The following is a 15,908-nucleotide window of genomic DNA, read 5'->3' on the forward strand; positions in this document are numbered from 1 at the left end:
CCAGACGTTTCTTTGCCCTTGGCCAGGCTTAGAATACAATCTTGAAATATTAGAACGACGCCTTGATCGTGGCGGCGAAGGTTGAGGGTTGCTTCGAGGCATCAGCCCAACGCAGGTCCAGACCCAGGGTCTTGTTGATGGCGTAGGTAACGCCGATGTTCTTGGTGGTGTAGCCGTACATTTCGTAGTTGCCCAGGGCGCCCGAAACGGACCACTTGTCGGTCAGCGGATACGACGCATTAACTTCATAGTACGGATCTTCGAGGGTATCGGTGTCGAGGTACATGACGGCGCCGATCGTGCCCTTGCCCATCGGGTGGCTGACGCCAGCCTTCAGCTCGCTGATCACGTCGCCGCCCGAACCCGGATAGGTGTAGGCAATGGCGCCGAAATCGAAGGCAAAGTCGCCAGCGGTAGGAGTCAGGCCCAGATACAGGTCGAGTTCGGTGTCGGCACCGTTATCACCATAGTCGAAATCGACGTTCGACATCCAGGCGCCGGCATAGAACAGGCCCTTCTTGTAATCGATACCGCCTTGCAGCGCAGCATTGTTGTTCGTTTGGGTCACACCGCGCCAGACATAGTTGCTGGTGACGGCGATGTTGTAGCTCAGGCTGCCGGCATCGTCTTGAGCCATTGCAGCCCCGCCGGCGAAGAGTGCGCTGATGGCGACAGCGGCGACAAGAAGAGTCTTTTTCATGATCATATCCCAATTTAGTTGTTGGTGCCGGTTGATTACGTTCGGCTCAGGAGGATTTGCGTTACGTTCGGTAAAACCATGATTAATGTAGCAAGTTTTTGGCATGAGCAAAGTCCCCTCATGTCATTTAGCAACGCTTTGATGTATATTTACCACGTTCGTTTCAATGATTTAATCGTCTCGAAAACGCCTTTGTATCACCTGAAACACCATATTTTATCTGGCGAAAAACGGGCTGTCATAATTCTGAAATCAAAAAGTCAATTAAATCATGAAATAGCCGCAGAAATTTTCGGCGCATGCTAAAAAAACGGAGGCCGCATCCGAAAACGCGGCCTCCGCATACCATTGACTAGAAGCTTGCCTTCAGGGTGACGGCCACGCGTGGTTTGTAAGGGCGATTGTACGGCGAATATACCTTTGCCTCGGGGACGTTGGTATCCGAAGCGCGAACATCCAGGGAAAGGGCCGGCGAAATGGCATAAGTCACGCCGAGATTTGCCGTCGAATATTTGGAGCCTAAGAGTGCCGATTCGCCAACAGCCCCAGACAGGCTGAGCTTGTCGGTCAGCGGGTAGGAGCCGTTGACTTCATAATAGCCCGACTCGGCCCAGGTGACATTGTCATAGAAGGCTGCGCCGATCGTGCCCTTGAAGAGCGGGTGGCTGACGGCAGCCTTCACTTCCGAGAAATCCAGTTCCTTGGTGCCATAGTTATAGGTGTAAAGGCCGAAGTCGAAGTTGAAGTCCTTATAGGTCGGCTTCACGCCGCCATAGACGTCAACTTCCAGGTCCTTGGTGCCCTTGGAGTAGTCCCACTTTACGTTGGACGCCCAAGCGCCGACGTAGAACAGGCCGTGGCTATAATCGACGCCGCCCTGGATAGCCGGCAGGTTCGATTCAGTCGACGATTGCGAAACGCCGCGGAAGACGTAGTCGCTGGTAACGCCGACATTGTAGCTGATGGTGCCGCCGGCGAAATCAGTGGCGGAGGCCGAACCGGCAAGAGCGGTGATGGCGAAGATGGCCGATGCGGCCAGGAGCATGTTTTTCATTTTTATGTCCTCAGAGTGAGTTTGTGTGCCAAACCCCATCCGAGACGTTTCCCGCGCCAATTATGGTTGGAAATATTATGGCGCGAAATCAGGTTACAGATTTGTGACAGTCCTTCCAAGCGGCTGTGACCATAAAACAATTAACAGTGATATTTCTGCACTTACCGCGCCTGGTAAGCCAAATTTGCTTATCCACAGGCGAATTCTTAAAAGAAAACGGAGCGCCTTACGACGCTCCGTCTCTTTTGTGCAACTGATTGAGATTAGGTACTTAGTGATCCATCACTTCGTCATGCAGCGAGGAGTCGAGACCGGCTTCTTCCTGCTCAGCCGTCACGCGGAGACCCGTCGTGAACTTGCAGATAACAAGGATGATGAAGGTGCCGACAGCGGACCAGGCGATAGTGATGCCCAGACCGATAAGCTGCTTCATGACAGAGTGGCCTTCGCCCAGCGAGTTGATCGTCGGATCGGCCAGCCAGCCAGTCAGGACAGCGCCGAGGAAGCCGCCGGCGCCGTGGATGCCGAAGGCGTCCAGGGAGTCGTCGTAACCGAGCAGCTTCTTGATCCAGACGGCCGAGAAGTAGCAGGCGGGACCAGCCAGCAGGCCGCAGATCATCGCACCGGTCGGATTGACGAAACCGCAGGCCGGAGTGATGACGACGAGGCCGGCAACCATACCCGAAAGGATACCGATCAGCGACGGCTTGCCGCGGAAGATCCATTCAACGACTTTCCAGGACACACCAGCCACGCAGGTCGCCAGCAGGGTGTTGAGCAGGGCGACGGAGGCCACGGCGTCACCTGTCCATTCGGAACCGGCGTTGAAGCCGATCCAGCCAACGAACAGCAGAGCGGCGCCGATCATGATGTAGATCGGGTTATTTGCCGGCATGGAGTCCGTGCCGTAGCCCTTACGGCGACCGAGGAAGATGGCGGCCACAAGACCGGCGACACCAGAGTTACAGTGAACGACCGCACCACCGGCGAAATCGAGCACGCCGATTTGCGACATGATACCACCGCCCCAGGCCATGTGACAGATCGGGGCATAGACCAGGATCGACCACAGGATCATGAACAGCAACAGGCCGGAGAACTTCACGCGCTCAGCAAACGCACCCGTGATCAGGGCGGGCGTAATGATGGCGAAGGTCATCTGGTAGGAAATCCAGGTGTATTCCGGAACCGCTGCCGTGGCGCCATAAGCCGTATCCGGGCGAACCGCCTTGAGCATGAAGTTGTCGAAACCGCCGAAGAACTTGTTCAGCGTTTCGGCGGGAATGCCGAACATGGCGGTGGAGACGGTGCCGAAGGCCATCGAGTAGGAGACAACCCACCAGACGATGGCGACCACGCAGGTCACCGCGACCGATTGGGTGACCGTGGCGATGATGTTCTTGCGACGGACCATACCGCCGTAGAACAGGGCCAGGCCGGGCAGGGTCATCATCAGCACCATAGCGGTACAGAAGATGAGGTAGGTTGTATCCGCCTGGCTAAGCGCAAGGGCTTTCTGGGAAGCCAGCAAAACCGGCGCCGGGGCGGCGGATTCGGTCGCTTCCGAGGCGGCGGTCGATTCCGCAGCGGAAGCCGCTTCGGAGGTTACGGCTTCAGCAGAGGCCGCAGCCGACTCCTGAGCCAGGGCATGGCTGGCGACGGGTGCCGTCAGCATGAGGGCAGCCGCCGCGGCGAGCGCTCTCGTTAATTTAATCCACGTTTTCAAAGTATCCCCCTTGGATAGCGGATATTGCACCTGCTCACAGTGCAGTGACTTCAAAGTATCGCAAAGAGGTTTGTGGGGTTAACGAAGCGTCAACGAGGCAGATGGTCGCGCTTGCGTCATTTATGTGTCGAAAATGGCGGGAATGATCGGAAATGGTTGGTTTTTAATATGGTTTCATGTGAAACTATTGTAATTTCAAATGAAACTAAAATATGTAATACAATTTTCGAAATAAATTCTTGTTCGCACGTGTAGCAGAAAGCAAACAGGCCACCCGGTATGGGTGGCCTGTAAGTCTTTAGTTTCAAGCCGTTACGGCTGAAACTTATCTTAGCACTTGTAGTACATCTCGAATTCGATCGGATGCGGACGCAGTTCCAAATTCATCACTTCTTCCATCTTCAGTTCGATGTAGGAGTCGATGAAATCGTCGTCCATCACGCCGCCTTTCTTGAGGAAAGCGCGGTCCTTGTCGAGGTTTTCCAGGGCTTCACGCAGGCTACCGCAGACTTCCGGAATGTTCTTTTGCTCTTGCGGCGGCAGATCATACAGGTTTTTGTCAGCGGGAGCGCCCGGATCGATGCGGTTCTCGATACCGTCGAGACCAGCCATCAGCAGGGCGGTGAAGGTCAGATAGGGGTTGCCCATCGGGTCCGGGAAGCGGGCTTCCAGGCGCTTGCCTTTCGGCGACGACACCCACGGAATACGGATCGAAGCGGAACGGTTGCGGGCCGAATAGGCCAGCTTGACCGGAGCTTCATAGCCCGGCACCAGGCGCTTGTAGGAGTTGGTCGTCGAGTTCGAGAAGGCGTTGATGGCCTTGGCGTGCTTGATGATGCCACCGATGTACCACAGGCAGAGATCCGACAGACCGGCGTACTTGTCGCCGGCAAACAGCGGCTTGCCGTTCTTCCAGATCGACTGGTGAACGTGCATGCCCGAACCGTTGTCACCGAACATCGGCTTGGCCATGAAGGTCACCGACTTGCCGTAGGCGTGGGCGACGTTCTGGACGACGTACTTGTAGAGCTGGGTACGGTCGGCCATGGTCAGCATGTCCGAGAACTTCAGGCCGAGTTCGTGCTGGGCCGGCGCCACTTCGTGGTGGTGCTTTTCCGGTTCCATGCCGAGTTCGCCCATGACGGCCAGCATTTCGCCGCGCAGGTCCTGCGCCGAGTCAACCGGGTTGACGGGGAAGTAGCCACCCTTCGGACCAGGGCGATGGCCCATATTGCCCTCCGGATAGACCTTGGCCGAGTTGTGCGGCAGTTCGGTCGAGTCGAAGGCGTAGCCGGTGTTGTCCGGCGAGATCGACCAGCGAACGTCGTCGAACATAAAGAATTCGGCTTCCGGGCCGAAATAGACGGTGTCGCCAACGCCGGCCGATTGCGTATAGGCCAGGGCCTTCTTGGCGATCGAGCGCGGGTCGCGGTTATAGGGCTCGTTGGTATCGGGGTTCACGACATCGCAGAACACGAACAGCGTGGTCTGTTGATAGAAGGGGTCGATATAGGCCGTCTTCAGGTCCGGACGCAGCTTCATGTCGGATTCGTTGATGGCCTTCCAGCCGGCGATCGACGAACCGTCGAACATGGTGCCGTCATTCAGGAAGTCGTCATCGACGAGATCGATGTCGAAGGTCACGTGTTGCATTTTGCCGCGCACGTCGGTGAAACGAACGTCGACATACTTGACGTCCTTTTCCTTGATGAGCTTGAGAATGTCTGCAGATGTCATATTTGACGCCCCATTAAGCCTGTAATTTTAAAGTGTGGGGAGGGTGGTGCCGCCGGCGGTGATTAAACCGCCTGCGGGCCGGATTCCCCGGTTCTGATGCGGACGACGTCGAGGACATCGCTCACAAAAATCTTGCCGTCACCAATCTTGCCCGTGCGGGCTGCCGTCTGGATGGCTTCCAGGGCGGCGGGCGCGAGGTCATCGGCAACAACCAGTTCGATCTTGATCTTCGGCAGAAAATCAACAACGTATTCGGCCCCGCGGTAGAGTTCCGAGTGGCCTTTCTGACGACCATATCCCTTGGCCTCCAGAACGGTCATGCCTTGTACGCCGATTTCCTGAAGGGCTTCCTTCACTTCGTCGAGCTTAAAGGGTTTGATGACGGCTTCTATCTTTTTCATGAGCAATCCATAAAACTGTAGACCGTTCAGTCCCGTAACTTGTTTGCATTGCGCAAGAATGCAAGCGCATTTCCGGCACACGAACTCACATGGCTGTAAAACTTGCTTACGATACGTGAACGGTGGGTGTCGCTGCCTTTACCGGCAGGTGTCGCGAAATTCAAAAGGAAAATGCGTTTTAACGCGATTTGACCACATATAAAGAGAAAATTTACCCGACTCGACAGGTGAAATCGCTCTTTGGTAGAGAAGTGGTTTCCATTGCAAGGAATTTGCAATCAAAAGCTCTTTATTTGCAACCAAAATGCTGCGCTGCAGTGTCGTATAATTTTGTATCGTTTTGATGACGGACTTGACGGCAGCGGTGCTTTCCGTCAGACAGCGCCTCCTCGGACCTGCGTCCTCAGGCGTTCGGGGTGGCAACGAACTGGCACATGCGGATGTGGCGGAACTGGTAGACGCACTGGGTTTAGGTTCTGATTGAACGCTTAAAAAATATCACAAAATCAGCTATTTGCAAGAATTTTGATTTTTTATGTGTCCAAAACTGTGCCCAAAACGGGATTGGACACGGGCTGAACGCCCCGCTTCTCAGTCACACCGATAGATATAGCTGGCGCCGTCAACGGTGGTTTGGGCGTAGTCCATGCTCAAATCGCGGGCAATGGCCTCATAATCAAGATAGTGGGCGATGGCGGCAGGGATTTCCCCGAACAGCCCGTCGTCTATAAACAGCACAGCCAGATCGCGCAGGCTGTCGCACTCATATAGATCAAGATCGATTCGGCTCGGATTGTCGCGGCCCAGGTCGAAACGATAGCCCACTTCACTGACAGCGATGATGACGCGGATTTTGTCATCGTCCGCCCATTCTTCCACGGCTTCAAAGAAAGCCTGCACGTCCCCTTGGTGGACGCCCAACGCGCCAAACAGATAGCAGTCGATCCCGTCACCATCGATGAATTGGATTTCAAATTCTTCGACCGGCTGGCCGAAGGCATTCACCGCCCTAGCGGCATGGTCAGCATATTCCTCCGAACTCTTAAAATAGAAGCCGGTGGCGCTGATATCATAGGGTTGAGCATGAAGGATGGTCATATCGTCCTCGTAGGAATGGGTTGCGTCATGCAACCCTGGCTCCCGCCGAGGGTGGGGGTAGCAACTGCAAGGGCGGCGCATGGCCGAGGGGGATCGCCCGGCCTGCATGAGCGCCAGCGAGGAAGGTTGGGGGTGTGGCCATACGCCGTTCATCGCAGACCCTTGCGGGCGCGTGGGGCAACGCCCCTAGTTGTGAATATTACGCGGGCCTAACGTCGCAAAAGCGCAATCATTGCGCGAGAAAGCGACTAGGTATAAGCAAGGCATTATGACACCCACTAGAAATAACCACTATGTACCGCAATGGTATCAACAGGGATTTTTTGAGCCAGGGCGCGATTCCTATAACTATCTTGACATAATGCCGCCCATGCGCCGCCTGCCGGATGGGCGCACCAAAAAAGTTAATGGTCTATTCAAGTCAACCACAACACGATGCTTTGTTCAGCGAGATTTGTATTCGACGTTCTTCGGAACGACCGTGAACGACGAAATCGAGCGGCGCCTTTTCGGGGACATTGATACCCGAGGAGCTCGCGCCGTTAGAGCATTTCAAGGAAGTGACGTAGCCGAATGGCATCGCCATTTCCAAACGCTATTCGAGTTTATGGATATTCAAAAGCTCCGAACACCAAAAGGGCTAGACTGGCTTAAAGGCGAATATCCTTCACTCGACCAGAATGACCTAATGGTCGAGATGCAAGGCATCCGAATGATGCACTGCTCGATTTGGGCCGGTGGCGTGCGTGAGATTGTTTCCGCTGAAGATGCGGCTGTTAAATTCATCGTCACGGACCATCCTGTGACTATTTACAATCATGGAATTTCCCCTGAAGCCAAAGAAAATAACTACCCTAATGACCCGTCAATTACCCAAAAAGGGTCGCAGACCATATTCCCTTTGAACCGAAATTTTTGCCTCATACTGACCAATCTTGAATATGCAAAAAACCCGGACTGCAATCCTCTCGAAAAACGTACATTTGCACGAAAGTATCACTCCGCGCTGACGAGGACGGACGCTTTTATTCGGACGCGCAAATTGACGGACGAAGAAGTTCGCCAAATCAACTATATCCTTAAAGCACGTGCCAGCCGTTATATCGCTGGTGAAAATAAGGATTGGCTTTACCCTGAGCAAAACACTGTACCATGGCCAGAACTTCGCAAGACCTTACTTCCGCCTGAGAGCGAACTGTGGAGATTTGGCGGTGAAATGTTCGTCAAATACGAAAGCGGTGAAGTTCATTATCAGGATGAATTTGGCAGGAGCGAAAAAGAGCGAGAGTTTCTTAAAAAGGAGGTTCCCCAGAAACCATTGCGCCCCCGCGATGAATGCGGTTGTGGGTCTGGGCGGGCATATGCCGACTGCTGCCAACAGAAGCCTGTTGCGTTGCGTCCAACTTGGTCGGCTCGCAGTATCCGCGAGCGGAACTTAATGTTTTTGAACGGCATCGGCAACGTGCTTGAACTTGACGCAAGCAAAGACTGGTTGACAGTACGCCGCGAATTAACTGATGAAAAAATCAGTCTAATTTACCACCTGTACGAGGGACTTTGGCCCCTAGAGACGGACTTGTTTCAACTCCTTCCAAAGCCAGATGGTAATTTCCGGGGCGTCTATACCGGCAACATGCATCCACAAGCGATGACGGACTTCGCATTTGGCGCTTGTTTGTATTTTGGCGAACTAATCATCCAACATCCGTTCATCCACGCCGGAGTGATGAATAAAAAATTCAGCCCAATTGAACATCCGTCGGCATATAGGCAAGAATTTCTCAAATCTCTCTTTTTGTTCATAAATATTATGCCGTTGGTTGAGGTAGGATTAGTCAACCTGATCCCTGACCCGATCGACTTTGACTATCACCTACGCGACCAAATGATGCATATGGCCAAAGACCGCAACGCATTGGAGCGTTCTAAGCCTGGGGAGGATCCTCGTGGTTTCGAGCTGGCAAAGCAAGATGCGGAGCGTAGTTGGTTGTCTATGCCGGAAAAGTTGCTTCGCTCTCAAATAAAGAAGACATCGCCTGAGATTGAAGGCAACGAACTGGATAACGTCATCAAAGCGCGAGCACGAATGCGAGAGAACGACCCGCTTTGCCCCTTGCAAGATTGGGAGCTTTCGAGTGGTGACGATGGCGGGCAAATGTCGATGATGAAGATGGTGCCGAATTTTGAGATCGCCATGTACTTGGCGCAGGCGACTGGTGCGTGCATTGTCACGGACAACATATTGCGCTGGAAAGAGATTGAGAGAGCCGTTGTCCGGCGACTGTTGATGGGGCCGCCAAACCTGCCCGCGCTTTCCAAAAGCGTCGCCGCTTCTACATTTGCCTTCCCCCACGATACAACACGCATGGAAGGTATCGCCGCCAATAGGTTGGTCGCAGCTTATCCCAAACTTTTTGGAGCCGCATGCAAATACCTAGGTTCCCTCGAAGAGCGCGGCCCAAAGCCAAATGTCGAAGCTAGCCTCAACGCGATGTTCAACCGCACCCATGCCGCCGCTCAAAAGTTCATCGAGCGGGAGGTAGGTAATGATAGCAGAGCCGAAATGGCGTGCATTTTTCCCGCTGGGGGCATCCAAGATAATACCGTCAACCGCCTTTTATTGATGTCGAATTCTGAGATTTATTTGCGAAGTGTTCCGGGAGCCTTTCACATCAGACGATAGTTGATACGTCAACTCGACCTTATTCTTCCGCGCTCTTAAAATAGAAGCCGATGGCACTGATATCACAGGGTTGAGCATGAAGGGGGGGATATCGTCCTCGTAGGAATGGGTAGCGTCATGCAACCCTGGCTCCCGCCGAGGGGCAAAGCTCCTAATGCAGCTCAACTTTAATCTGCGTATGGGGTATTCTCTCGGGCGATCTTGAACTACGAAAGAAACCTGCAATGGTTGGGGCATGAATCAAACTGACATTGAAGCGACGGACGCCAACATTATCGAGGCTTCTTTGGACATCCTTCTGCGCGCTCTTGTGGCCTTAAAGGCCACAGGTGCAGACGGCTTCGAGGGGCTCATCGCGGTTGTGCTGGGAACCATTTCGGGAGAGGAATTTCGTCTGGCGGCCTCCGGCTCGCAGCATGGTCTCGATGGTGGGGCGATTCATTCCAAGAGCGAAATAGCTTTCGAAGCTAAGCTTTACACAGGTACCATCAATAAGATTGATGTCATTTCCAAGGTGGGAGAGGTTGGTGCAAAAGGAAGTACTGACTTGTGGGTTTTGGGGGCAACAATTCCCATCAGCAAACAATTGGCGGATACCATCAGTAGTCTTGCCGAAAAACTGGGCCTGCCGATACTGATACTGGATTGGGAAGCGAACACTTTACCCCGGCTGGCCATTGCCTGTGTCGCCGCAAAGGATTCGACCCTGGCGTTCCTGCGCAAGAATCTTAAGGATAAGGTGCTGATTGCCGGTGCTGAAAATGCTCTAAAAGCGATTGCGCTACATTCTGAATTTTTCGCACGTTTCGAACACATCAAGGCCGAGTTGCGCGGTCCCACGGTTGGATTAAGCCTCGCTCTTAAATCGAACCGCCGATGGCTGGAGGGTGTGTTTTCGGATAAGCGGCGATCAAAGCAATTGTTAGGGCAGATGCTGACGCCCCTGGCCGATGTCGGCATGCCCGTGTTGCCGCGTGAGGAGGTCACAGGTGCCTTGATGGCGCAACTACAAGTCGCCGACGACTCTATTCTCGCCATCATAGGCGACGAAGGATGTGGCAAATCCTGGTCGCTTGCACAGAGCGTTATGGCGCTGCCAAAGCGGCCGCTTGTCATCATTATTCCCGCAAAGGAAATAAAGGATACTGGTTCGTATCAAAATCTGGAAAACCTGTTCATCGGCCGTCTTCTGGCGCAGACTGGCGACACGTCGGACGACAATTCTAGACGATGGAAACGCCGGCTCTCGGCTTGGAGGAAAGAAAGCAAGGCCAGTCCCAATCTCATTGTCTGGATCGACGGGCTAAATGAAAATACCAGTGTTGATTGGCATCGATGGCTTGATGGGGCAAGCAGCGAGCTTCACGAGATAAGAGGTAAACTGGTATTTACCAGCCGACGGAAATTCTACGCCGACCATTTGGAGCGCTGTATCGTCGCGCCGGTGAACGTGGTTGTCGTGCCCGAATGGTCAGACGGGGAGCTGGATGCCCTCCTGCTCGAAAGGGGTATTTCATCCACCCAGATATCCGGAGAGGTTCGCGCCTCGCTGCGTAACCCCAGAATCCTGGGCATAGCGTTTAATCTTTTTGCCACATCACAGATCATCGACTTTCAAGAGCTTTCAGTCAGCCGCCTACTTTTCGAGTACATCCACACCCGCAGCCTCGATGACCGATTGGGTGAGGCAAGCAATATCTTCGCCCGTCGCCTCGCCAAACATGCCGAGGCCACGCTGGAAAAGGCCAACCGGCAGGAAACAGAGGATCTCACTCTTTTTGACATTGCGAGCTTCGCCGGTACGACGAGCTACAGCCTTTCCACCGAACTCCTCTACGCGTCGGAAGGACAGTTTTACAAGCCACGCCCGGACGCGACTTCTTACGAGTTGTCGGATCACGGGCTAAATCTGGCTCTTGGTCTTGCTATGGTCAGGGAACTGGAAAATGCCGAGGCGAGCGGCCGCGACGTCAGTGACAAATTACAGGAAATTCTAGAGCCGGTAGAGGCGCTGGATCGCACGGCTGACGTCGTGTTTAACGCCATGATCGTGGCCTGTGTCGATCCCGGAAAGAGCGACGCAGTGCGTGTTCCGCTGATCGTGCAGTATCTAAGACTCCAGAATACCGATCAGACGCTTTATCCGGCATTTGCGGCAATTGGTCGGGTAGCGGCGTCAGCGTGTATGCAGGCTTTTTACCAGATGATGATTTCGGCGGAAAATCGCCGCGATACTGACTGGCTTCTTTCCGCGCTGCGCCGTCACCGTCAGTATGACAAGAACTGGGAGATCATCAGCCGCTACATCAAGGAATGGCTCCGTCAGCATTCGCTCGACCCACATTTGGGCACCTTCCCAACTATGGACCAATCTGAGAAGCAAGAAGCACAGGAAAAAGCGGCGGCGAAGCTCGCAGAAAAACTGACTGCTTTGACGCCAACAGAACAGGAGTATGTAAATCGCAATTTGGTGCGTAACGATGCTGTTGATACAGCCTTCTTGATCGAGAACGCGTTCCTGTTGCTTGCTGGAATGCCTTTGGCGGATTTTGCTGACTCGCTTGTTTCCTGGGTTTTAGGGAGAAATTTGAATTCCAGCATCCATGCGCGCGAAGACGGTTTCGACTATTTGATCGGATTCAATCGCGAAGACTGGATAGCCACACGAGACGCACTGCTAACCGCCGTTGCGCCTTTCGATAAGCCGGATGTTTCCCGTACCGGGCTATGGACGTTGGTGCATGTCTGGAGAGCAATCGACAGTGAAGACCTTGCCAGTAAGGCAGAGGCGTTGACCGAACCGCTCTTTCCGGAGGAACTAAAGCCTTACCGTAAAGGCTGGCGGTTGATCGAAAATTACTGTGAAATCGATCCTTGCGATCCGGCAGAGTCTGCGCCTAACAACATTTCCCGGGCAGTCGAGGAATTGATCAAGGCCGACTTCAGCCAACTTTATCGAGGGCTTTTCGTAACTCAGGAGAATCATTTGCTGGAGAACACGAGCACCGGGTTAGCTCGTTTTGCTCCGACCTTTGCTGTCGAGACTCAGCGACGTGTAATCGACATAATATTGGGATTGGACGCTCTCAGCTTCCGGTTGGCGGTCCACCACCTGGAGGCCGTATCTCCGATCCTGAATGCCGACGACATAGCGCGTTTGCTGGACAAGGCGAGCCAGTTTTCAGTTGCCGAGCATCAGACGGATGAACCGTCGCGTTATCACTGGATTGCATCGCAATTTGCGCTTCTCGGCGCTATGCCACATCTGTCGGGCGGCGAGCAACTTGCGGCGCTCATGGACTTGCCGCCGCATGGAGCGATCCTGTTGAATACGACAGCGCTGTTTGTCGCCGCGAGCGAGCAGGCGCTTGAGGCCGCGTTTGAAGCCGTGCGAACAAGCAGTCGCACGGACAACCAGATGACCATCCTCAGCTTCGCGCTTACGTCCGACACACCACTTTCACCGCGCTCTCAGGAAATCATTTCCGAATTTATGAGCCATTCCGACAACGCCGTGCGGTGTATCGCCTTCCAGGTCGCGGTCCATTTCAAAGATCCGACCTTGATCAAGGCTGCCGTTGACACTGGCTGGGCGGCTTCGATGAAGGAGCGTCAGGAACACAAGCTTGAAATATTCTACGGTTCTCAAGTCATGATCGAAGCGGCGCGGCTAGGCCTTCTTTCAGTTGCGAACGTTATCGAAAGGATTTCACCGGAACTTTATGGCTACGCGGCAAAAGCGTTGGGTGTTGAAGCAGTCCAACGGATTGCGCGAATATTAGATACGGCCATCCAGAAGGCACTTTGCGCCTCCATGCCCTTCAGTCCGCCGGTCGCCGAAGAAAATATCAACGCTAAGAAGCCCGATGGCTTCCGCTTCCTGTCGATCAGCGAGCCGGAGGAAAAGCTTAGCATCGAAGAGCAGTTCAAGCGGTTCAATGAAAGCGCTGAGGATTATTCCGCGCGGCAAAAACGTGCGCAGGAATCGTTCAACAGGTTCCTGACAGCGATGACGCAGCAACAAGCGGCACTGATTTGCACCTATTTAGGCAGGACGCCCATCCGTGCGGCGTATGAAGCTTCCCCGGCGACCGTACTGGCCTGGGCCGACGCCTTCAACGACTTGCCGGAACGCAAACGTTCTCAAATACGCAATATCGGTCTGGCCGTTGCAAATGCTATCTCAGGCGGCGCGCCGGAGAAAGCGTTGCGCCTCTTCGAACAACTGGGCCCCAGCTTAGAAATTCTTAAACTGACCTACGGTACGGCAAAAATTCCGGCGCAGACCGTATACGTCTGGAGTGCCGCCGACAATGCGGTGATGGATGGTCTGCGAACGAGCCGGTTGAGCCAAGCCGCAAGCAACCATGAAATTGCGGAAGAAATAGCTGCGGCGCTAATGGCCGGAAAGCTTGGCTTCCTTTTGGAATACATCAAAGAAGCGCTCACCAGCGACGTGCCTGTCGTCGTCGCTCGCGCCGTGACGGTATGTGGTTTCCTCGACAATAATATCTTCGCTGCCGAAACCATCGAGCGCTATGTTGCACAAAAAGGATTGGTCGGCGATGCTGCCCGTGCCGCCCAATATGCCTACGAGCGCAACATGTGGGCTCGGCACTGGTTCGATTTGATGTGCAAGGCCGATGAATCGCAGGATTATTGGCGTTACAGCACGCTCTTTCACAAGATCATCGATTTTCGATACGATTTATGGGAGGCCGAATTCCCACGAACCGGCAAAATCATTCGGCGGTTTGAACCACTGCTCACAGACGGCATCAAAAAACGTATCGAGAAATGGAACAAAAAACGGTCGGAAAAGCTTTTCGCCATGAATGTTCCGCATGGATTATATTTGTCCATTTGACCACTCGGTGGCTCACGAAGCGGGCGTCAAACGTAGAGCATTAAACAGCGAGCGGTGAACCGCGCATCCATAATTAGGTTCCTGCGGTGTGGCTGTTTCCGCCCCGAAAGAGTATCGATGGAGTATGTTCGATAGGTGTTTCGCTTGCATCGTTGTTTTTAATTACCCAACAGTCTTTAGCAGGGAATATCGTGTCGATTTGCGTTCACCCGTTCGGATCAACGCTTCCATTTCGACCAATGCTGTAAGGTCGCGGGTGGCGGTTGCGGATGGTGCCCCAGTGATGCTCATGTAGTTGGCGGCGCTGAGCCCCCCCTTGAAACCATCCGGCCCTTCCGCGAACATACGTAGCAGGGCTTTTTCCTGCCGGGTGTTGAGTTTGCCGCGCAGGCGCCCGAACATCTGGGATTTGGCCAGGATAAATTCGATCTGGGCGAGTGTGCGCTGTTGCGATTCTATGGTCTTGTCGGCAAACCAGATTAGCCAATCGGTGATATCGAGGGTTTTACTGGCGCGTTCTAACGCCGCATAATAGTCCTTGCGATGTTTCAGCAGGGTTCCGGCCATGCCAGTAATGACCGGAATGGATAGGCCCTGGGCCAGCGCTTTTTCAGCGATGGCGCGGCCGATCCGACCATTACCATCCTCGAACGGGTGGATGCTTTCAAACCACAAGTGAGCAATGCCGGCGCGAGTGACAGCGGGCAACGGTCGTTCGCCACCTGGAGCCGTCCGAGCGAACCAATCAAGGAAGCGTATCATTTCGGCGGGAACTTGCGCCGAGGGTGGGGCCTCATAATGCACCTTCGGGTCATAGATCGCGCCGGAGACAATCTGCATCGGTTCTGTGTCTGTGCGATAGCAGCCGATGTCGGTAAGATCGGCACGTCCGGTCATGAGTTGCCGGTGCCAGTTCAGCATCGTCTCTTCCGTGAGCGGTGCGGCAAGATGGCGGTAGAGATCGACCATCATTTCCGCAATACCGGCCTCGGCGGCTGTGGCGCGGCGTCGGTCGGCTGCAAGACCTAGCTGACGCTGGATGGAGGACTGGACACTCCCACGGTCAAGATGCTCGCCCTCGATAGCCGAAGTATCAACGGCCTCATGACTGAGAATTTCAATGCTAAGGTTCTGGCGGTCTGAATCGGCCAGGTGTTTGGACGCACCGATGGTAACGCCCGCGCCCTCGATAAAGGCAGCCTCGCTCATGGCGAGTTTACGCTCGTCCCAGTGAAAATTAGGCCAATCTTCCTGCTGCCAATTCCAAATCATGATCGATAAACATCCCATTTATAGATCAAAATATGCCATATTATGATCTATAAATCCACTCTTTATAGATCATCCTTTAGCCACTACGCCATGCGCGGGTTCAAAAAGGGTGCGTTGAGCGCCTTGGCCGGGCGCGGGAAAGCCCCCGCAGCTTTGTTGGGAGCTTGCCTACACGAAGCTCATGCACGAGGTAATTAATTCATGGCGCGTTCGGTATCTCGGCCGACGGAGGTCGGCGTCAGTTTCTACGCGCATGAAGATGCGCGTGGGAGGGCGAAGGCCCGGATACGGCGAAGGCCATCACCTTTGGCTTTCTTTGATGTTGTTGGGTTAATCAGGCAACCCCGGCACAAGACATCTATCGCTGCAG

Annotated in this window: 9 protein-coding genes; 2 read left to right on the forward strand and 7 right to left on the reverse strand. The window is 54.0% G+C overall.

Annotated elements, in window-relative coordinates; translation table 11 throughout:
- Positions 1-49: 49 nt before the first annotated feature.
- The 6 genes from QM647_RS08760 to QM647_RS08785 all read right to left on the reverse strand — a co-directional run bounded on the left by QM647_RS08760 (position 50) and on the right by QM647_RS08785 (position 6,716).
- Positions 50-700, reverse strand: a complete 651-nt coding sequence (locus QM647_RS08760; protein ID WP_414995126.1) for a TorF family putative porin — start codon at positions 698-700, stop codon at positions 50-52.
- 352 nt (positions 701-1,052) lie between these two features.
- Positions 1,053-1,754: a TorF family putative porin gene (locus tag QM647_RS08765; RefSeq protein WP_414995127.1), complete on the reverse strand. Its 702-nt coding sequence runs from the start codon at positions 1,752-1,754 to the stop codon at positions 1,053-1,055.
- A 271-nt stretch (positions 1,755-2,025) separates the two neighbouring features.
- Positions 2,026-3,429, reverse strand: coding sequence for an ammonium transporter (locus tag QM647_RS08770; protein ID WP_414995128.1), 1,404 nt, complete (start codon positions 3,427-3,429; stop codon positions 2,026-2,028).
- 381 nt (positions 3,430-3,810) lie between these two features.
- Positions 3,811-5,217 (reverse strand): type I glutamate--ammonia ligase, encoded by a 1,407-nt coding sequence (gene glnA / locus QM647_RS08775; RefSeq protein WP_414995129.1) that lies wholly within the window; start codon positions 5,215-5,217, stop codon positions 3,811-3,813.
- A 62-nt stretch (positions 5,218-5,279) separates the two neighbouring features.
- On the reverse strand, positions 5,280-5,618 hold the full coding sequence (locus QM647_RS08780) for a P-II family nitrogen regulator (RefSeq protein WP_018080099.1): 339 nt from the start codon (positions 5,616-5,618) through the stop codon (positions 5,280-5,282).
- A 591-nt stretch (positions 5,619-6,209) separates the two neighbouring features.
- Complete coding sequence (locus tag QM647_RS08785) at positions 6,210-6,716, reverse strand: antirestriction protein ArdA (protein ID WP_414995130.1); 507 nt, start codon at positions 6,714-6,716, stop codon at positions 6,210-6,212.
- 268 nt (positions 6,717-6,984) lie between these two features.
- On the opposite strand from QM647_RS08785, the gene QM647_RS08790 reads away from it, so the two are divergent.
- Together QM647_RS08790 and QM647_RS08795 are read left to right on the forward strand one after the other, a co-directional pair.
- Positions 6,985-9,399, forward strand: coding sequence for a DUF4238 domain-containing protein (locus tag QM647_RS08790; protein ID WP_414995131.1), 2,415 nt, complete (start codon positions 6,985-6,987; stop codon positions 9,397-9,399).
- 235 nt (positions 9,400-9,634) lie between these two features.
- Complete coding sequence (locus tag QM647_RS08795; protein ID WP_414995132.1) at positions 9,635-14,266, forward strand: hypothetical protein; 4,632 nt, start codon at positions 9,635-9,637, stop codon at positions 14,264-14,266.
- A gap of 162 nt (positions 14,267-14,428) precedes the next feature.
- Here the strand turns inward: QM647_RS08795 and QM647_RS08800 are convergent, their stop codons facing one another.
- A complete protein-coding gene (locus QM647_RS08800; protein ID WP_414995133.1) occupies positions 14,429-15,538 on the reverse strand; it encodes a Fic family protein in 1,110 nt (369 codons plus the stop codon).
- Positions 15,539-15,908: the final 370 nt, after the last annotated feature.

Origin of the sequence: Asticcacaulis sp. (assembly GCF_047605585.1) — a bacterium.
In the GTDB taxonomy this organism is placed as follows: Bacteria; Pseudomonadota; Alphaproteobacteria; order Caulobacterales; family Caulobacteraceae; genus Asticcacaulis.

Bases quoted from the DNA above. Each gene is read 5' to 3' on its own strand.
- QM647_RS08760 (WP_414995126.1), bottom strand. From the start codon at position 700: ATGAAAAAGACTCTTCTTGTCGCCGCTGTCGCCATCAGCGCACTCTTC.
- QM647_RS08765 (WP_414995127.1), bottom strand. From the start codon at position 1,754: ATGAAAAACATGCTCCTGGCCGCATCGGCCATCTTCGCCATCACCGCT.
- QM647_RS08770 (WP_414995128.1), bottom strand. From the start codon at position 3,429: ATGCTGACGGCACCCGTCGCCAGCCATGCCCTGGCTCAGGAGTCGGCT.
- glnA (WP_414995129.1), bottom strand. From the start codon at position 5,217: ATGACATCTGCAGACATTCTCAAGCTCATCAAGGAAAAGGACGTCAAG.
- QM647_RS08780 (WP_018080099.1), bottom strand. From the start codon at position 5,618: ATGAAAAAGATAGAAGCCGTCATCAAACCCTTTAAGCTCGACGAAGTG.
- QM647_RS08785 (WP_414995130.1), bottom strand. From the start codon at position 6,716: ATGACCATCCTTCATGCTCAACCCTATGATATCAGCGCCACCGGCTTC.
- QM647_RS08790 (WP_414995131.1), top strand. From the start codon at position 6,985: ATGACACCCACTAGAAATAACCACTATGTACCGCAATGGTATCAACAG.
- QM647_RS08795 (WP_414995132.1), top strand. From the start codon at position 9,635: ATGAATCAAACTGACATTGAAGCGACGGACGCCAACATTATCGAGGCT.
- QM647_RS08800 (WP_414995133.1), bottom strand. From the start codon at position 15,538: ATGATTTGGAATTGGCAGCAGGAAGATTGGCCTAATTTTCACTGGGAC.